We start from the raw sequence: 18978 nt of genomic DNA, 5'->3' as shown, positions 1-18978 counted from the left end.
CGTGCCCTGTGACGCAGGGTGCCGCCCTCAGGCCATCGGTGTGTCCGGCCCTCCCCGGTTCCCGCCGGTCAACCGTTCGGCGCGGGGCGGACATCCGTACCGTTAGTGTGGGGCCCCGTCCGAGAGACGCGCCAACGCCCCGCCGCGGCGCGCGTGTACACCGATGCAGCCCCCGGGGGGGACCCCCTCCGGACCCGGCCGGAGGGCCCGTACCCCGATGTCCGTGCACAGCCACTCGGCGGCGCCGAACGCGGCCGCCGCCGCCCCAGAGTTCCCCCGGCACGTCGTCACCGCCGTGCTCGTCTCGCACGACGGGGCACGCTGGCTGCCCCATGTGCTCGGCGGACTGCTCGGGCAGGAGCGCCCCGTACAGAACGTCGTCGCCGCCGACACCGGCAGCGCCGACGACTCCGCCCGCCTGGTCACCGAGGCGCTCGGCGGCGAGCGCGTGCTCCACCTGGCCCGGCGTACGAGCTTCGGTACGGCCGTCGAGGAGGCGACCCGTACGGCCGGCGTCCTCACCCCGGACGACCTGCCGTACCTGAAGCGCCCCAGCGGCTGGGACCCGGTCACCCGCAGCTGGCGCGACGACGCGTACGACCTGCCGGAGTTCCCGCACGGCGAACCCGTCCAGTGGCTCTGGCTGCTGCACGACGACAGCGCACCCGAGCCGGACGCGCTCGCCGAGATGCTCCGCGTCGTCGACAACGACAAGCACGCCGCGATCGTCGGACCCAAGCTGCGCGGCTGGTACGACCGCAAGCAACTCCTCGAGGTCGGCGTCTCCATCGCCAACAGCGGACGCCGCTGGACCGGCCTCGACCGCCGCGAGCAGGACCAGGGCCAGCACGACCAGGTCCGTACGGTGCTCTCCGTCTCCTCCGCCGGCATGCTGGTGCGCCGCGACGTCTGGGAGGAGCTCGGCGGCTTCGACCGCAGGCTCCCGCTGATGCGCGACGACGTCGACCTCTGCTGGCGCGCCCACATGGCAGGACACCGGGTGCTCGTCGCGCCCGACGCCGTCCTGCGGCATGCCGAGGCCTCCGCCAGGGAACGCCGCCCCATCGACTGTGCCGGACGCTCCGTCGCCAGTCCGCACCGCGTCGACAAGGCCGGTGCCGTCTACACGATGCTCGTCAACGCCCGCGGCAAACAGCTGCCGTGGGCCCTGCTCCGCCTCGTCGTCGGCACCCTGCTGCGCACCCTCGCCTACCTCGTCGGCAAGGTGCCCGGGCAGGCGCTCGACGAGGTGGCCGGACTCTTCGGCACCCTGCTGCGGCCCGGGCGGATCTTCGCCGCGCGCCGCGCGCGCAAGGGAGGGGCGGTGGACGCGGCCGAGCTGCGGTCGCTCTTCCCGCCGCCCGGTGCCACGGTCCGGGCCACCTTCGAACAGGTCGCGGGCAACTTCGGCAGCCGCACCGACTCCGACTCCGGCGGTTCACGTCACGGAGTGGTGGAGTCCGGGCCCGGCGGTGACGACGCCGACTTCCTGGAGATAGAGCAGTTCGCACGGCTCAAGAAGGTCGGCCGCAAGCCCGGCCCCGTGCTCTTCGCGCTCCTCCTCCTCGTCTCGCTGGTCGCCTGCCGAGGCCTCCTCGGCAGCGGCGCCCTCGCGGGCGGCGCACTGCTGCCCGCCCCCGCTGACGTCTCCGACCTCTGGGGGCGCTACGCGGACGGCTGGCACCCCGTCGGCACCGGCGGAACCCAGTCCGCCCCGCCCTACCTCGGCGTGATCGCCGCCCTGTCGGCGCTGTTCCTCGGCTCCACGGGCTTCGCGCTCACCCTCCTGCTCGTCTGCTCGGTCCCGCTGGCCGGGCTCACCGCGTACTTCGCCTCCCGGCCGCTGATCGAGTCCCGGCTCCTGCGGGCCTGGGCGAGCGTCGCGTACGCCTTCCTGCCCGCCGCGACCGGGGCGCTGGCCACCGGGCGGCTGGGCACGGCCGTCCTCGCCGTCCTGCTCCCGCTGATCGCCCGCGCGGCCGTCGCCGCGCACGGACTGCGGGGCGACGGCTCCACCGCACGCGGCAGCTGGCGCGCCACCTGGGCGTACACCCTGCTGCTCACCTTCACCATGGCCTTCACGCCGGTCGTCTGGCCGCTCGCGGTGGTCCTCGGCATCGGGGTGCTCGTGCTGCGGCGGGGCGACATCACCGCGTACGGACTGCGCTTCCTGGCCATGGCAGGTACCCCGGTCCTGGTCCTCGCGCCCTGGTCGCTGTCCCTGCTGAGCAGCCCGTCGAACTTCCTGAAGGAGGCCGGGCTCGACATCGGTACGGGCACGGCGTCCGCCCTCGACCTGCTCGGCATCAGCCCCGGCGGCCCCAAGGCCGCGGGCGGCGTCCTGCTGCTGGGCATCGTGCTGGCTGCGCTGGCGGCCCTGCTGCGCGGGGAGCGGCAGTTCGCGATCCGCACCGCCTGGGCCGTCGTGCTGGTCTCCCTGGTCTTCGCGGCGCTCTCCAACGGCTCCACCTGGGCGGGGCCCGCCACCCTCGTCTACGGCATCGCGCTGCTCGCCGCCGCGCTCCTCGGCGCGGACGGTGCCCGGGTCCGGGTCGCCGCGCTGAGCTTCGGCTGGCGTCAGCCGGTCGCCGCGCTGATCGCCCTGGCCGCCGGGCTCGCCCCGGTCCTGGCCGCGGCCGGCTGGATGATCGGCGGCGCGGCCGGTCCGCTGGAGCGCCGCGACCCCGTGCAGGTGCCCGCCTTCGTCGCGGAGGAGAGCAGCACCCGCGACCAGGCCCGCACGCTGGTGCTCGGGGGCACGTCACCCGCCGCCGTCTCCTACAGCCTGGTCCGTGGTTCGGGCGCCCGGCTGGGCGACGCCGAGCTCACCGAGGCCGGCGGCAGCAACACCCACCTCGACAAGGTCGTCGCCAACCTGGTCGCGGGCTCCGGCGCCGACCAGGGCAGCCAGCTCAGCGGCTTCGCGATCCGCTACGTCCTCGTACGGGACGGGGCGCCCCGCGAGATGAGCCGGGTGCTGGACTCGACCCCGGGCCTGAGCAGGCTCAGCCAGCTGGACGGCAGCGCCCTGTGGCGGGTCGACCGCCAGGTCTCCCGTGTGGCGATCGTGCCCTCCGGCGCGGGCGCCGAGCCCGTACCCGTCGGGTCGCTGGCCGTCGAGGCGCACAGCAAGATTCCCGAGGGCGACTCCGGCCGGGTGCTGCGGATCGCCGACGCGGCCGACCCGGGCTGGCAGGCCACGCTGAACGGCCGGGCGCTGACCCCGAAGACGGTCGACGGCTGGGCGCAGGGCTTCGACCTGCCCACCGAGGGCGGCGCCCTGGACCTCACCTACGACGCACCCGTCACGCACACCGCCTGGGTCTGGGCGCAGGTGGCGCTCGGCGTCGTCCTGGTGGTGATGGCCCTGCCGGGTCGCCGCCGGGAGATCGACGACGACCTGCCCGAGGAGACCGAGGCCGTCGCGGCCGAGCCGGTCGAGGGGGAGGGCCGCCGGGCACGCAGGCTGCGCGCCGCCGCCCAGGCGGAAGCCGCGGCGGCGGGCGACGACGGCGTGGGGACGGCGTACGCGGAGGCCGGCCCGGAGACCGGGGCCGGATACGGCGAGCAGGCTCCCGGCCTTCCGGAACAGGCGCCGGGGGAGTACATCCCGGCCCAGCAGAACACCGACCCGTACGCGGCGGTCCAGGACGACCAGGACGGCACGGGTACGTACGCCGCCGTCCCGGACGCCCAGGACGGCACCGGCACCTACGCGGCGGTCCCGCAGCAGCAGTACGGGGAGTGGGACGCGCAGCAGTACCAGGGCGCCGACTACGGCCAGTACCAGGGCGGGCAGGACGCCGGGCAGTACTACCACCCCGATCCCTATCAGCAGGACCCGTACCAGCAGGATCCGTACCAGCAGCAGGGCGCCTACGACCCGTACGGCTACGCCCAGCAGCAGCCCTACGCCACGGGGACCGGCGAACCCGCCCCGTACGACGGGCGTGACGGGCACGACGAGAACGCGACCCCGGGCCAGGAAAACCCGTGGCCGCACGGCAACGGCAACGCATCGCGAGGCGAGTCCGAGTGAAGTCCACCCCCCTGTCCCTCATCGCGGGCGTCGTCGCCCTGGCCGCCGTCACCGGTTTCGCCGCGCTCACGGTGCCCGGCGACGAGGGAGCCACGGAGGCGAAGGCCGCCGCCCGGCTTCCCGTCGAGCGCTCCAGCCTGGTCTGCCCGGCCCCGAGCACGTCCGAGCTGGCGGATACGACGTACACGTCCTTCACCCCGGTGGCGAAGGACGGGCCGAAGGACGGAGCCGCCGAGCTGAAGGCGGCCGACGCACTGCCCGCGGACGAGGACGAGCCGGCCGACGACAAGGCTGACGACAAGGCCGACGCCGACGCCAAGAAGAAGGCGGCCGACAGCAAGCCCGTCGTCTCCCTCAAGGACCTCGGCAAGCCGGCCACCGCCGAGACCTCCAAGTCCGGAGCTCCCGCGCTCGTCGGCACCGCCACCGGAAGGTTCGCCCCGGGCTGGACCGCCCAGCAGACCACCACGGCCGCCGCGGGCGGTGCTCGGGGCCTGCTCGGCGTCAGCTGCACGGCCCCCGACACGGACTTCTGGTTCCCGGGCGCGAGCACCGGGAAGGCACGTCAGGACTACGTGCACCTCACCAACCCCGACGACACCGCCGCCGTCGCCGACATCGAGCTGTACGGCGCCGAGGGCCCCCTGAAGTCCGACGTCGGGGAGGGCATCACCGTCCCGGCGCGGTCGAGCGTCCCCATGCTGATCTCGACCCTGACCAGCGAGGCCGCCGAGAACGTCACCGTCCACGTCACCACCCGGTCGGGGCGTGTCGGCGCGGTCGTGAGCGCCGCCGAGGACGAGGTGGGCAGCGACTGGCTGGCCGCCTCCGCCGACCCGGCGGGCACCCAGGTCCTGCCCGGGATCCCGGCCGACGCCACCTCCGTACGGCTGGTGGCGTTCGCGCCGGGGGAGGACGACGCCGATGTGAAGGTCCAGCTCCTGGGCAAGAACGGGGCGTTCTCACCCGCCGGGAACGACACCCTGCACATCAAGTCGCAGATGACCGCGAGCGTCGACCTCAAGGACGTCACCCGCGGGGAGCCCGGATCGCTCCGGCTGACGCCCACCGACGGCAGCAGGACCCCGGTGGTCGCCGCGCTGCGCGTGGTGCGCGGTACCGGTGCCGAGCAGGAGGTCGCGTTCATCCCGGCGACCGGGCCCGTCGGCGAACGGGCGAGCGTCGCCGACAACCGGGCGAAGGGTTCGGTGCTTTCCCTGACCGCACCGGGCGAAACGGCCAAGGTCAAGGTCACGGCGTCGGCGGGCAGCGGGGGCGGCGAGGCGGCCGTCAAGACGTACACGGTCAAGGGCGGCACGACGATCGAGGTCACGCCGGAAGCCCCGGCCGGCCTCAAGGGCGGTTACGCCCTGACGGTGGAGACCGAGTCGGGCGGCCCGGTGCACGCGGCTCGTACGCTCACGATCGCGGAGGGCGGTATCGACATGTTCACCGTGCAGACGCTGCAGGACGACGGGGGCACGGTCGAGGTGCCCGAGGCGGAGCAGGACCTCACGGTCCTGGACGACTGAGGACCGCGGGCTGCTCAGTCCTGCCCGTAGCGCGGGTCGACCGACTCGGGCGAGAGGCCGAGCAGCTCCGCGACCTGCTCCACCACGACCTCGTGGATCAGCAGGGCGCGCTCGTCGCGGCTCTTGGTGCGGATCTCGACGGGGCGCCGGTAGACGACGATCTGGGCGGGCCGTCCCTTCGCGGCGGACAGCGCGCGCCCCAGCGGCACGGTCTCCTCGAGCGCGTCCGGCACATCGAGGACCAGGAAGTCGACATCCGTGAGCTGCGGCCAGCGCCGCTCCAGCCGCTCCACCGAATCCTGGACGAGATCCCGGAAACTGTCGGCCCTGCTGACGGACAGCGGCACCTGTGGCGGTGCGACCGGTCCGCGCATGCCGCGGCCATGGCGGTCGCGGCGGCGGGGCCGGGGCTCGGAGGGGAGGGGCGGTACGGGACTGTCCATCACCGACGCAGCGTAACTCTCCTCGGGCCGCGGCGATCACGGCTTCTCCGCCGGTTCGCTGTGTGTCCCCGGATGACCATTCCAGCCAGGATCGAGTGCGATTCCGGTCCTCGATGTGATCGCTGAGCTTCCGTCGAACGAACGCTCACGTTCTCCCCGGCGGCCTCGGCCCGGCCCGCGCACACCGGCGCACAGGGGCTTCCCCGCAGGTCGGAACGGCTGCGCCGGCCCCGCGCCGGGCCCCGTTCGATGGGCGACACGACGGGGTGAGCTGAGGGAGAGTCGTCGCAGCCCGCTCAAGAGTGCGGTACCGTCCAACATCGTGAGCCCTGTACGTCGCTGTTCGCGAACCGCGTGCGGCCGTCCCGCCGTCGCGACACTGACGTACGTCTATGCCGACTCGACCGCGGTCCTCGGCCCGCTCGCCACCTATGCCGAGCCCCACTGCTACGACCTCTGCGCCGAGCACGGTGAACGGCTCACCGCGCCGCGCGGCTGGGAAGTCGTCCGGCTCTCCGACCCCTCGGCTCCCACCCGCCCCAACGGTGACGATCTCGAAGCGCTCGCCAACGCCGTGCGTGAGGCGGCCAGGCCCCAGGACCGGCAGCAGGGCGGCCGGGGTCCCCGGGCGGCGGACCCGGTGGAGGTCGCGCGCCGCGGGCACCTCCGGGTGCTGCGCTCCCCGGACTCCTGACACACCGTCTGCGCAAGGCCCCGACGCAGCGTCTGTGCGGGGCGGCTGAGGCACCGTCTGCCCCACCGGTCCCACCTGTCACATCGCCGTCCGGCCCGCCCCCGGTCTCCGCCCTGAAGAACTTTTCCGGTACGGAGCATTGACGCTGGCTTGTCGCGGACACGACCATTCCCCCACCCGTGAGAGATCGCTTCCGCATCACGGAATCCCGGGGAGGCCTGTGTGTTTGTCCAGCAACTCGAACCCGTAGCCGATTCGCTCGGTCTGTCCGCTCTCGTCGCATCCCTGCCACTGGTGACCGTGCTGGTCCTGCTCGGCGCCGTCCGCATGAAGGCCCACCGCGCCGGACTCATCGGGCTCGCCGTCGCCGTGCTCGTCGGCTGGCTGGCCTTCGGCATGCCCGTCGGGCAGACCCTGTCCGCGGGGGCGCAAGGCGTCCTCTTCGGGCTCTTCCCCATCATGTGGATTGTCGTCAACGCCCTCTGGGTGTACCGGATGACCGTCCGCACCCAGCACTTCGACATCCTGAGGCGCTCCTTCGGCCGGGTCTCCGACGACCCCCGCATCCAGGCGCTGGTCATCGCCTTCTGCTTCGGCGCGCTCCTGGAGGCGCTGGCCGGCTTCGGCGCTCCCGTCGCGATCTGCTCCGTCATGCTCGTCGCGCTCGGCTTCGACCCGGTGAAGGCCGCCGTCGTCTCCCTGGTCGCCAACACCGCGCCCGTCGCCTTCGGCGCCATGGGCACGCCCGTGGTGACGCTCGCCCAGGTCACCGGGCTGCCGCTGGACGACGTCGCCACGGTCGTCGGCCGCCAGACCCCGCTGCTCGCGCTCGTCGTCCCGCTGATCCTGGTCTTCCTGGTCGACGGCAGGCGAGGGCTGCGGGAGACCTGGCTGCCCGCGCTCGTCTGCGGAGTGGCCTTCGCCGTCGCGCAGTTCGCCGCGTCCAACTTCGTCTCCGCGCAGCTCGCCGACATCGCGGCGGCCCTGGTGGGCGCGGGCGCGCTGATCGCCCTCCCCGGAGCCCGCAGGCCCGCCGCCGAACCCGTGCGCGCCGCCGTGCTGACGGGCGTACGCAGCGAGGACCTGGACCAGGAGGACCCGCGCCGCGAGGTGCTGCGCGCCTACGCCCCGTACGCACTGATCGTCGCGGTGTTCTCCATCGCCCAGATCCCGCCCGTCAAGCGGCTGCTGGCCGAGGCCACGCGCGTGTTCGACTGGCCGTTCCTCGACGTCGCGGGGCCCGACGGCGAACCGGTCGGCGCCAACGTGTTCTCCCTCCCGCTCCTCGGCACGGGCGGCACCCTCGTCCTGTTCGCGGGCCTGATCACGGCCTTCGTCATCGGCGTACGGGCGGGTGCGGCGGCGCGGGAGTGGGTGGCCACCGTGCACGAACTGCGCTACGCGATCCTCACGGTCACCTCCGTCCTCGCCCTCGCCTACGTCATGAACCTCTCCGGACAGGCCGCCACCATCGGCCAGTCCGTCGCCGCGGCGGGTGCCGGGCTCGCCTTCCTCTCCCCGGTGCTCGGCTGGTTCGGCGTCGCCGTCTCCGGCTCCGACACCTCGGCCAACGCCCTCTTCGGTGCGCTCCAGGTGTCCGCCGCGCAGGAGTCGGGCCTCTCGCCCGTGCTCCTGGCCGCCGCCAACAGTTCCGGGGGAGTGCTGGGCAAGATGATCTCCCCGCAGAACCTGACGATCGCCTGCGCGGCCGTCGGGCTCGCCGGACGCGAGGGCGATCTGCTGCGCAAGGTCCTGCCGTGGAGCCTCGGCCTGCTGCTGGTGATGTGCCTGATCGTGATGGCGCAGAGCACGGTGGTGCTGGGCTGGATGCTCCCCTGACCGGCGGTCCGGTGCCGCCGGGTAGTTTGGGCGGTCCGTAAAGATCCCAGGAGGACCGTCCGTGGTTGCTGACCTGTCGCAGCTCGTGAAGGCGTACGACGTGCGCGGAGTCGTGCCCGACCAGTGGGACGAGCCGCTCGCCGAACTGTTCGGTGCCGCCTTCGTCCAGGTCACCGACGCGGACGCGATCGTCATCGGCCACGACATGCGGCCGTCCTCACCCGGCCTGGCCGCCGCGTTCGCCCGCGGTGCGACGGCGCGCGGCGCCGACGTGACCCTCATCGGGCTCTGCTCCACGGACCAGCTGTACTACGCGTCCGGGGCGCTGGACCTGCCCGGAGCGATGTTCACGGCCTCGCACAACCCGGCGCGGTACAACGGCATCAAGCTGTGCCGCGCCGGGGCGGCACCGGTGGGCCAGGACACCGGCCTGACCGAGATCCGCACGCTGGTCGAGCAGTGGTCGGAGCACGGCCTGCCCGCCACCTCCGCCACCACCCCGGGCACCGTCACCGAGCGCGACACCCTCACCGACTACGCCGCGCACCTGCTGGGCCTCGTCGGCCTCTCCGGGATCCGGCCGCTCAAGGTGGTCGTGGACGCCGGGAACGGCATGGGCGGCCACACCGTCCCCACCGTCTTCGCGGGCCTGCCCCTCGACCTCGTACCCATGTACTTCGAGCTGGACGGCACCTTCCCCAACCACGAGGCCAACCCCCTCGACCCGAAGAACATCGTCGACCTCCAGGCCCGCGTCCTCGCCGAGGGCGCCGACCTCGGCCTGGCCTTCGACGGCGACGCGGACCGCTGCTTCGTCGTCGACGAGCGCGGCGAAGGCGTCTCCCCGTCCGCGATCACTGCCCTGGTCGCCGCCCGTGAGCTGGCCCGCAACGGCGGCAAGGGCACCGTCATCCACAACCTGATCACCTCCTGGTCGGTCCCCGAAGTCGTACGCGAGAACGGCGGAACCCCCGTCCGTACCCGCGTCGGCCACTCGTTCATCAAGGCCGAGATGGCGGAACACGGCGCGATCTTCGGCGGCGAGCACTCCGCGCACTACTACTTCCGCGACTTCTGGAACGCCGACACGGGCATGCTCGCCGCCCTCCACGTCCTCGCCGCGCTCGGCGGCCAGGACGGCCCGCTCTCCGGGCTCCTCGACCGGTACGACCGCTACGCGGGCTCCGGCGAGATCAACTCCACCGTGGCCGACCAGGCGGACCGGCTGGCCGTGATCAGGGCGGCGTACGACCACCGCGACGACGTGCGGTTCGACGAGCTTGACGGACTCACGGTCACCGGCCCCGACTGGTGGTTCAACCTCCGCGCCTCCAACACCGAGCCACTGCTGCGTCTGAACGTCGAGGCACGGGACGAGAGCACCATGACGGCGGTACGCGACGAGGTCCTCGCCCTCGTCCGCGCCTGACCGGTCCCGGCCGGACGTCCTGCACCCACCGCGTCCGCACCGCCACCGGGCCTGACGCCGACGCATGCGCGGTCGGGCGGGGGCCGCCGGGCCGCGACCCTCCCGGCCCGGCGGTAGGCTGACCACGCCCCAAGCTCCGCGGACCCGAACCCGGGTCCGGACCGGATCCGCACCGCATGCCCGAAGGGACCCACCCCATGCCGCTCGAAGCCGGCCTTCTGGAGATCCTCGCCTGCCCGGCCTGCCACGCCGGGCTCGACGACAGGTCCGCGGCCGAAAGCCCCGAGCTGGTCTGCACCGGCACCGACTGCGGCCTCGCCTACCCGGTGCGGGACGGCATCCCGGTGCTGCTCGTCGACGAGGCCCGCCGCCCCGCGTAACCCGCACGCTGATCAGCACGGTGATCGGAGGCCCACCACCATGCTCGACGAGTCGCTGCTCGACGCACCGGAAGCACTGGCCCGAGCCGACCGGCGAGGTCTGCTGCGCGGTGCCGCCGAGGCCGGAGCCCGCGTCCGCACCGCCACCCGGCACGCTGCCGAGGCGGGGATCGGCTCCCTGGCCCCCGAGGGCCGGCCGCGTGCCGTCCTCGTCGCGGGGCCAGGCACCGCCGCGTCCGGCGTCGCCGACCTGATCGGCGCCCTGGCCGGCGCCTCCGCGCCCGTCATCGCGATCCGCCCCACCGGGGTCGAGGCCGCCGCCGGAGCGCTGCGCTGGGCCCTGCCCGGCTGGGCCGGATCCGTGGACCTGCTGCTCATCGCCACGGCAGACGGCTCGGAACCCGGCCTCGCGCTGCTCGCCGAGCAGGCGTACCGCCGCGGCTGCACCGTCGTCGCCGTCGCACCCGTACGGTCCCCGCTCCGCGAAGCGGTCGACGGGGTCCACGGACTCGTCGTCCCCATGGCGGCCGCCCCGCACGGCGAGTACGACGCCGAGACCTCGGCCGCGGGCCCCGGCACGCTCTGGGCCCTGCTCACCCCGCTGCTCGCCCTGCTGGACCGGGTCGGCCTGATCGACGCGCCCACGGACACGCTGCAGAAGGTCGCCGACCGCCTCGACCGCACCGCGGAGCGCTGCGGGCCGGCCATCGCCACGTACAGCAACCCGGCCAAGACCCTCGCCGCGGAACTCGCCGACAGCCTGCCCCTCATCTGGACGGAGGGTGAGGCCGCGGGTCCCGTCGGACGGCGGTTCGCCGCCGTCCTGGCCGAGCTCGCCGGCCGCCCGGCCCTGGTGGCCGAGCTTCCGGAGGCGCTGCCCTCCCACGGGGGGCTGCTCGCCGGAGCGTTCGCCGCGGGGGCCGACCCCGACGACTTCTTCCGGGACCGGGTGGACGAGCCCGAGGCCATGCGGGCCCGTGTCGTCCTGCTCCGCGACCGGCCCACCGGCGGCCTGACCGCGAGCCCGGCCGCCCGTGAACTGGCCCTGAGCCACGACACCGCGATCAGCGAACTCGAACCGGAGGAGGGCAGCGAGCTCGAAGCCCTCGCCGAGCTCCTCGCGGTCACCGACTTCGCCGCCGTCTACGCCTCCCTGGCCTCCGACAACCGGGCCTGACGGCCCGCCACCCCCGGGGACCCGCGCCCCGCGCATCACACGAGGACACATCTCCATGGACCGGCTCTCCAACACCGTGCGCCCCTACGCCTGGGGGTCCACCACGGCCATCCCCGAGCTGCTCGGCACAGCCCCGACCGGCGAACCGCAGGCCGAGATGTGGATGGGCGCCCACCCGGGAGCCCCTTCGCGCCTCACCCGGGCCGCCGCGGCCGACGCCGCGAACCCGGGGACGGACGAGCAGTCCCTCACGGACGTCATCGCCGCCGACCCCGAGCGCGAACTCGGCGCCGCGGCCGTCCGCACCTTCGGCCCCCGCCTGCCCTTCCTGCTCAAGCTGCTCGCGGCCGGCGCCCCGCTGTCCCTCCAGGTCCACCCCGACCTCGCCCAGGCGCAGGAGGGCTACGCGGACGAGGAACGCCGGGGCATCCCGATCGACGCACCGCACCGCACCTACAAGGACGCCAACCACAAGCCCGAGCTGATCTGCGCGCTCACGCCCTTCGACGGGCTGTGCGGCTTCCGCAGGCCCGCCGAGGCCGCGGACCTGATAGCCGCCCTCGGCGTCGACTCCCTCAAGCCCTACGTGGACCTGCTCCGCGCCCACCCCGAGGACGGGGCCCTGCGCGAGGTCCTCACGGCGATCCTCACCGCGGACCCCGACGAGATGACGCACACGGTCGCTGAGGCGGCCGAGGCCGCCGAACGGCTCGGCGGCGCCCACGCCCCGTACGCCCAGATCGCCCACCACTACCCCGGCGACCCCGGCGTCATCGCGGCGATGCTGCTGAACTACGTACAACTCCAGCCCGGCGAGGCCATGTTCCTCGGCGCGGGCGTGCCCCACGCCTATCTCGGCGGCCTGGGCGTCGAGATCATGGCCAACTCCGACAACGTGCTGCGCTGCGGTCTGACCCCCAAGCACGTCGACGTCCCCGAACTGCTCCGCATCGTCCGCTTCGAGGCCACCGAGCCCGGCATCCTGCGCCCCGAGGCCGCGCCCACCGGCGAGGAGGTGTACGAGACGCCGGTCGACGAATTCCGGCTCTCGCGCTACGTCCTGCCGTCCGGCGGTGCCCCCGTCGACCTCACGGCTGCCACCGCACAGATCCTGCTCTGCACGGCAGGCGCCCCACGGGCAGGCGGGATCGGCCTCGCACCCGGCGAATCCGTATTCGTCCCGGCGGATGAAACGGTAGAAGTGGCCGGTACCGGAACGCTCTTCCGCGCGACCGTGGTGGTCTGACATACCGTCCGCACCAGCGGCTGCAACAATGTCCGGCCGTAGCGCGGCGCCCGTGCCGCAGCACCGAGGAAGGGACACCACGCACCCATGAGCGCGTCAGGCGGAACCAAGGCGATCGTGGCGGCACTCGCCGCCAACCTCGCGATCGCAGTGGCCAAATTCGTGGCGTTCCTCTTCAGTGGCTCCTCATCGATGCTGGCTGAGAGCGTCCACTCACTGGCGGACTCGGGCAACCAGGGACTCCTGCTGCTCGGCGGCAAGAAGGCCCAGCGCGAGGCGACCCCCCAGCACCCCTTCGGTTACGGGCGCGAGCGCTACATCTACGCCTTCCTCGTGTCCATCGTGCTGTTCTCCGTCGGTGGCATGTTCGCGATCTACGAGGGCTACGAGAAGATCAAGCACCCGCACGAGATCGAGGCCTGGTACTGGCCGGTCGGTGTGCTGGTCTTCGCGATCATCGCCGAGGGCTTCTCCTTCCGTACGGCCATCGCCGAGTCCAACCAGACCCGCGGCAAGCTGTCCTGGACGCAGTTCGTCCGCCGCGCCAAGGCGCCCGAGCTCCCCGTCGTCCTCCTGGAGGACTTCGGCGCCCTCGTCGGCCTGGTCCTGGCCCTCGGCGGCGTCGGCCTGGCGCTGGGCACCGGCGACGGAGTGTGGGACGGCATCGGCACCCTGTGCATCGGCATCCTGCTGATCGTGATCGCGATCGTTCTCGCCGCGGAGACGAAGTCGCTGCTGCTCGGTGAGGCGGCCGGCATCGAGGACGTCGAGAAGATCCAGGCCTCGGTGGTCGACGGCGACACCGTCACCCGCATCATCCACATGCGCACGCTCCACCTCGGTCCGGAGGAACTCCTGGTCGCCGCCAAGATCGCGGTGCGCGCCGAGGAGTCCGCCGCCGAGGTCGCCGAGGCGATCAACGCCGCCGAGAACCGGATCCGCGCGGCCGTCCCGATCGCCCGGGTCATCTACCTCGAGCCCGACATCTACAACGCGGCGGCCGCCGCGGCCGGCACCAACCCCGGCAAAACCCCGGGCGGCCCCGCCGCTCCCGGCGACGCGCCTGCGGGCGATGCTCCTGCGGGGAGCACACCGGCGGGCGACGCACCGGCGGGCGACGCACCTGCGGGCGACGCACCTGCGGGCGACGAACCGGCGGGATCCGGCCACTGAGCCGCTGAAGATCAGCCCCGAACGGCCCCGTGCCCCACGCCGCCCCCCGGGCGGGCTGGGGCTCACTGGGCCGTTCGGTGTAGATTCGGGGGAGTACCAGACGTCGCTGCTGATGGCGGTCGATCGGTCCGCGGAAGCGGACCGGCCGAGGGAGAGAGGGCCTCCGACGGACTGCACTGCGGATCGCCCGGGCATTCGTGTGTCCGTGGCCGCCGCAGAGCCAGCCAGCCCACCCTCGACCCACTACGAGGAGCAGCCCGTTATGACGACGGCCGCCAATCGCCAGGACTTCAAGGTCGCCGACCTTTCCCTCGCCGCCTTCGGGCGCAAGGAGATCACCCTCGCCGAGCACGAGATGCCCGGCCTGATGTCGATCCGCAAGGAGTACGCCGCCACGCAGCCGCTGGCCGGCGCCCGGATCACCGGTTCGCTGCACATGACGGTGCAGACCGCGGTGCTCATCGAGACCCTCGTCGCCCTGGGCGCCGAGGTCCGCTGGGCCTCCTGCAACATCTTCTCCACCCAGGACCACGCCGCCGCCGCGATCGCGGTCGGTCCGAACGGCACCCCGGACGCCCCCGCCGGCGTCCCGGTCTTCGCCTGGAAGGGCGAGAGCCTGGAAGAGTACTGGTGGTGCACGGAGCAGGCCCTGACCTGGCCGAACACCCCCACCGGCGGCCCGAACATGATCCTCGACGACGGTGGCGACGCCACCCTCCTCGTCCACAAGGGCGTCGAGTTCGAGAAGGCCGGCCAGGCCCCGGACCCGTCGACCGCGGACAGCGAGGAGTACGCGTACATCCTCACCCTGCTGAACCGCACGCTCGGTGAGTCCCCGCAGAAGTGGACCCAGCTGGCGTCCGAGATCCGCGGCGTGACCGAGGAGACCACGACCGGTGTGCACCGGCTGTACGAGATGCACCGCGACGGCACCCTCCTTTTCCCGGCGATCAACGTCAACGACGCGGTCACCAAGTCGAAGTTCGACAACAAGTACGGCTGCCGCCACTCGCTGATCGACGGCATCAACCGCGCCACCGACGTCCTCATCGGCGGCAAGACCGCCGTCGTCTGCGGCTACGGCGATGTGGGCAAGGGCTGTGCGGAGTCCCTCCGCGGCCAGGGCGCCCGGGTGATCATCACGGAGATCGACCCGATCTGCGCCCTGCAGGCCGCGATGGACGGCTACCAGGTCACGACGCTGGACGACGTGGTGGAGACCGCGGACATCTTCGTCACGACCACGGGCAACAAGGACATCATCATGGCCTCCGACATGGCCCGGATGAAGCACCAGGCCATCGTCGGCAACATCGGCCACTTCGACAACGAGATCGACATGGCCGGCCTGGCGAAGATCGACGGCGTCGTCAAGGACGAGGTCAAGCCGCAGGTCCACACCTGGACGTTCGCCGACGGCAAGGTCCTGATCGTGCTGTCCGAGGGCCGTCTGCTGAACCTCGGCAACGCCACCGGCCACCCCTCGTTCGTGATGTCCAACTCGTTCGCGGACCAGACCCTGGCCCAGATCGAGCTGTTCACCAAGCCCGAGGAGTACCCGACCGATGTCTACGTGCTGCCGAAGCACCTGGACGAGAAGGTCGCCCGTCTCCACCTCGACGCGCTGGGCGTGAAGCTCACGACCCTGCGCCAGGAGCAGGCCGACTACATCGGCGTCCAGGTGGAAGGCCCGTACAAGTCCGACCTCTACCGCTACTGAGCCGGCCGTCGGCCACCGGCCGGCGCAGCTCTCAGCAGCAGGTCCGAGCGCAGGCCCCCGCACCCCCGTGCCGGGGGCCTGCCCCGTACCGCACCCGCACAGCCCGAGGAACCCGAAGGACCCCATGCCCCGCGGCCGTTATTCGCTCCACGATGTCCACGACCACACCCCCCTCGGCGAAGAACACTTCCACTGCGCGCCCGGCCCGTCGGGCTGGCGCTACGTCTCCCAGACCACCGCCCCCTCGGGCGATCACCTGGGTTCCGTCGATCTGGCCCTGGACGAGCTCGGCCGCCCCATCCGTCTCCAACTGCACGCCGCGAGCTGGCAGATCCGCGGCGCCGCCCTCGACGGGGTCACCTGGGTCCGGACCGATCCCACCGGCACTCATGCCACCGAAGGCAACGTCCGCGCCCACACCTTCTCCGGCACGTCCCCCGCATTCCTCGTCGCCATTGCCCGGCTCCTGCGCCTCACCCCCGCTTCCCCCGCGACCCGCGTCCGTCTGGTCACCTTCACGGACCCGGTCCTCGCCCCCCGTACCGTCGACCAGTCCTGGTCGCTGCTGAACAGTGAAGCGCACGCCACTGACAACGGGCCCCTGGTCGTGGACGAATACCAGGTCAACGCGTTGGACACCGGTGATCAGCACGCCGTACACATCGCTGGCGACGTGGTGCTGGCGGCGCCGGGCATCGAGCTCGAACACCTCGAATCCCCGCCCTCGGCCATGCCCCGCGCGTCAGACGGAGGTTGAGGCGCGACGAGTGGCCCGAATGGGCCGGGATTCAGGCGGGTGGGGCGAAGCCTGTCGGGGCCCGGCCCTCGGGCCCGGCCGTGTCCCCGCCTGCGGGAGCCGCCGGGGTCCGGGCAGCCGCAGGCGGCCCGGACACCGCAGCCCGGCCATCCGAGGGCTCCCGGTGCACGGGCGCGGGCACGGGGCCGGCCACGGATCCGGCGACGGGCGCTCCGGCCCGGATCGTGCGACCCACCGCCGCGGCCACCCTCCGGACATCCCGCGCCTGACGCTCGTTCACCACGGCCGCCAGATAGGCAGCCGCCGGAACCCCATCGGGCACCGGAACGCCCGTACGCGCGACGAGGTCCGAGGACAGGCGCTCGGCCATGGACCCGCGCACCGCGGCGTCGAGCTGGGTCATCCGCGTCAGGTACTGCCGGATGGCCAGCCAGAGCCCGTCCGGCACGCCCGACAGGTCCAGCTGCGCGAAACGTCCCACCAGCCAGGGCGGGGGCGGCGGCACGGCGAGAGCCCGCCCCGCAGGCACCCGCTCACGTACGACGAGCGTCCCCGCGAACACGTCACCCAGCCGACGGCCACGGGCCGACACCAGTGAGGCGATGCAGCCCACGGCCCCGAACGTCCCCAGGATCTCGACCAGCCCCATCGCCCCCCGCACAAGCGCGTGCCGGAACCTGATCGGCCCGCCGTCGTCCCGCACCACGCGCAGTCCGCAGGCAAGCTTTCCGAGCGAACGGCCATGGCTGAGCGTCTCGACCGCGACCGGTCCGCCCACCAGCACCAGAAGGAACGTGGCGACGGCGATCGCGGCGGTCGCCGCTTCGTCGAGCGTCACGGTCGCCACGGCCAGACCGATGGAGAGCAGAACGAAGACGGTCAGGAGCACAGCGAGATCGATGGCGATCGCCAACGCCCGGCTGGGCAGCCTCGCCGGCTGCAACCCCAGTACGACCGCGTCCCCGGTCACGAGCTCATTCATCGCCACCCACCCCTCGCCGCCCTTCCCTGCCCCTCGGGACCACAGTCTGCCAAGCTGACCCGCAGCGCACCGCCGCAGTACGGACCCGTACGCACCCATGCCTGGAGCAGCAGCCGACCATGGATCTCGATGTCTTCGTGACCACCCACCACGCCGAGTGGGACCGCCTGGACCATCTACTGCACCGAGGACGCAGCCTGACAGGCGAGGAGGCGGACGAACTCGTCGCCCTGTACCAGCGCACCGCCACCCATCTGTCCTTGATCCGGTCCAGTGCCCCGGACCCCATGCTGACCGCTCGCCTCACGCAGCTCGTGGCCCGCGCACGCTCCACCGTCACGGGGACCCGGCGCGCTTCGTGGCGTGACGCCGCGCGCTTCCTGACCGCCGGCTTTCCCGCAGCCGTCTACCGCTCGCGCCACTGGTGGATACCCACGGCAGTGCTCTCCGTCCTGCTGGCGGCAGTCATCGGCTGGTGGATCGGCACACACCCGGAGGTCCAGGCGTCGATCGCCGCCCCGGAGGACCTGCGCGCCCTGACCAGGCCCGGAGGTGATTACGAGACGTACTACTCCAGTCACCCGGCCGCCTCCTTCGCCGCCCAGGTCTGGACGAACAACGCTCAGGCGGCGGCCATGTGCCTGGTGCTGGGGGCGTTCCTCTGCCTACCGGTGATCTGGATCCTCTTCGTCAACGTGCTCAACCTCGCCGTCGGCATCGGGCTGATGTCCTCGGCCGGCCGGCTGGACACCTTCCTCGGGCTCGTCCTGCCGCACGGCCTGCTCGAACTCACCGCAGTCTTCGTCGCAGCGGGCACAGGCCTCCGTCTCGGCTGGACGGTCATCGACCCTGGGCCACGCACCCGGCGCTCGGCACTGGCCCAGCAGGGGCGCGCCGCGATAGGCATGGCCATCGGCCTGGCGCTGGTCCTGTTCGTCTCCGGTGTCATCGAAGGCTTCGTCACCCCGTCGGGCCTTCCCACCTGGGCCCGCATCACCATCGGCGTCGCGGCTGAACTGGCCTTTCTCGCCTACGTCTATGTCCTCGGAGGCCGAGCCGCCCGTGCCGGGGACACGGGAGACCTGGAAGCGGGGGAGCGCAGCGCCGAGCTTCCCGCCGTCGCCTGAGGGGCGATGTGCGAGCGGGGCCGCTGACCTGCTAGTCTTCTGGTCGCCCACAAAGACTGTTGACACGGTCTGCGTGGAGAGGTAGATTTTAACGGTTCCGCCGAGCTGGACAGCTCGGTCGGGAACGTCTAAAGTTCATCTCGCTCGTGCAGAGGGCGTGTTCCTCGCAGAGCCGATCGATTCTTCTCTTTCAAGCAAAAGCCGGATTCGCTCCGGCCGAATTGCTTCTGATAAAGTCGAGTCAGCCGAAAGGCAAAGGCCACTCCACAGGCCACCGGAATCAAATTCGGACCGGAAACGGAACGGAAAAGAGTCTGGTAAAGTCGGAACCGCCGGAAAGGGAAACGCGAAAGCGAAGAACTGGAAAGCACGGTGGTAAATTAACCGCCAAGCAGGAACCCGCTTCGGCCGGGAATCGGACACGAAAGAGTCTGATAGAG

At 72.4% G+C, this 18978-nt stretch carries 14 protein-coding genes; 12 read left to right on the top strand and 2 right to left on the bottom strand.

Features of this window, described 5'->3' with window-relative positions; genetic code table 11:
* Window positions 1-217: 217 nt before the first annotated feature.
* Both ACIRD8_RS26775 and ACIRD8_RS26770 read left to right on the top strand, forming a co-directional pair.
* Window positions 218-4039 (top strand): glycosyltransferase family 2 protein, encoded by a 3822-nt coding sequence (locus ACIRD8_RS26775; RefSeq protein ID WP_403996595.1) that lies wholly within the window; start codon window positions 218-220, stop codon window positions 4037-4039.
* Window positions 4036-5571 carry a DUF5719 family protein gene (locus ACIRD8_RS26770; RefSeq protein ID WP_403996592.1) on the top strand — a complete coding sequence of 512 codons (1536 nt, stop codon included), beginning with the start codon at window positions 4036-4038 and terminating at the stop codon, window positions 5569-5571. The genes ACIRD8_RS26775 and ACIRD8_RS26770 overlap by 4 nt, the downstream gene beginning before the upstream one ends.
* A gap of 14 nt (window positions 5572-5585) precedes the next feature.
* On the opposite strand, the gene ACIRD8_RS26765 is transcribed toward ACIRD8_RS26770, so the two are convergent.
* Window positions 5586-6014 (bottom strand): metallopeptidase family protein, encoded by a 429-nt coding sequence (locus ACIRD8_RS26765; RefSeq protein ID WP_403997029.1) that lies wholly within the window; start codon window positions 6012-6014, stop codon window positions 5586-5588.
* 322 nt (window positions 6015-6336) lie between these two features.
* Here ACIRD8_RS26765 and ACIRD8_RS26760 point away from each other — a divergent pair, with 322 nt between their 5' ends.
* From ACIRD8_RS26760 to ACIRD8_RS26720, 9 genes are all read left to right on the top strand, one after another.
* Window positions 6337-6708 carry a DUF3499 domain-containing protein gene (locus tag ACIRD8_RS26760; protein WP_403996589.1) on the top strand — a complete coding sequence of 124 codons (372 nt, stop codon included), beginning with the start codon at window positions 6337-6339 and terminating at the stop codon, window positions 6706-6708.
* Between the two features lie 222 nt (window positions 6709-6930).
* Window positions 6931-8547, top strand: coding sequence for an L-lactate permease (locus tag ACIRD8_RS26755; RefSeq protein ID WP_403996586.1), 1617 nt, complete (start codon window positions 6931-6933; stop codon window positions 8545-8547).
* A 61-nt stretch (window positions 8548-8608) separates the two neighbouring features.
* Complete coding sequence (locus ACIRD8_RS26750) at window positions 8609-9976, top strand: phosphomannomutase/phosphoglucomutase (protein ID WP_403996583.1); 1368 nt, start codon at window positions 8609-8611, stop codon at window positions 9974-9976.
* A 197-nt stretch (window positions 9977-10173) separates the two neighbouring features.
* Window positions 10174-10356 (top strand): Trm112 family protein, encoded by a 183-nt coding sequence (locus tag ACIRD8_RS26745; protein WP_015577430.1) that lies wholly within the window; start codon window positions 10174-10176, stop codon window positions 10354-10356.
* 40 nt (window positions 10357-10396) lie between these two features.
* Complete coding sequence (locus tag ACIRD8_RS26740; RefSeq protein WP_403996580.1) at window positions 10397-11533, top strand: SIS domain-containing protein; 1137 nt, start codon at window positions 10397-10399, stop codon at window positions 11531-11533.
* Between the two features lie 55 nt (window positions 11534-11588).
* Window positions 11589-12779: a mannose-6-phosphate isomerase, class I gene (manA, locus tag ACIRD8_RS26735; protein ID WP_403996577.1), complete on the top strand. Its 1191-nt coding sequence runs from the start codon at window positions 11589-11591 to the stop codon at window positions 12777-12779.
* A gap of 87 nt (window positions 12780-12866) precedes the next feature.
* Window positions 12867-13952 carry a cation diffusion facilitator family transporter gene (locus ACIRD8_RS26730; RefSeq protein WP_403996574.1) on the top strand — a complete coding sequence of 362 codons (1086 nt, stop codon included), beginning with the start codon at window positions 12867-12869 and terminating at the stop codon, window positions 13950-13952.
* A 262-nt stretch (window positions 13953-14214) separates the two neighbouring features.
* Window positions 14215-15672, top strand: coding sequence for an adenosylhomocysteinase (gene ahcY / locus ACIRD8_RS26725; RefSeq protein ID WP_403996571.1), 1458 nt, complete (start codon window positions 14215-14217; stop codon window positions 15670-15672).
* A 124-nt stretch (window positions 15673-15796) separates the two neighbouring features.
* Window positions 15797-16429, top strand: coding sequence for a hypothetical protein (locus ACIRD8_RS26720; protein WP_403996569.1), 633 nt, complete (start codon window positions 15797-15799; stop codon window positions 16427-16429).
* A gap of 31 nt (window positions 16430-16460) precedes the next feature.
* On the opposite strand, the gene ACIRD8_RS26715 is transcribed toward ACIRD8_RS26720, so the two are convergent.
* On the bottom strand, window positions 16461-17411 hold the full coding sequence (locus tag ACIRD8_RS26715; protein WP_403996566.1) for an RDD family protein: 951 nt from the start codon (window positions 17409-17411) through the stop codon (window positions 16461-16463).
* Window positions 17412-17530: 119 nt separating this feature from the next.
* Here ACIRD8_RS26715 and ACIRD8_RS26710 point away from each other — a divergent pair, with 119 nt between their 5' ends.
* Window positions 17531-18538, top strand: coding sequence for a stage II sporulation protein M (locus ACIRD8_RS26710; RefSeq protein ID WP_403996563.1), 1008 nt, complete (start codon window positions 17531-17533; stop codon window positions 18536-18538).
* The last annotated feature ends 440 nt before the right edge of the window (window positions 18539-18978 follow it).

The sequence above is a fragment of the Streptomyces sp. NPDC102451 genome, assembly GCF_044765485.1.
GTDB lineage: Bacteria > Actinomycetota > Actinomycetes > Streptomycetales > Streptomycetaceae > Streptomyces.
This window is presented reverse-complemented; position numbering and strand designations above follow the sequence as displayed.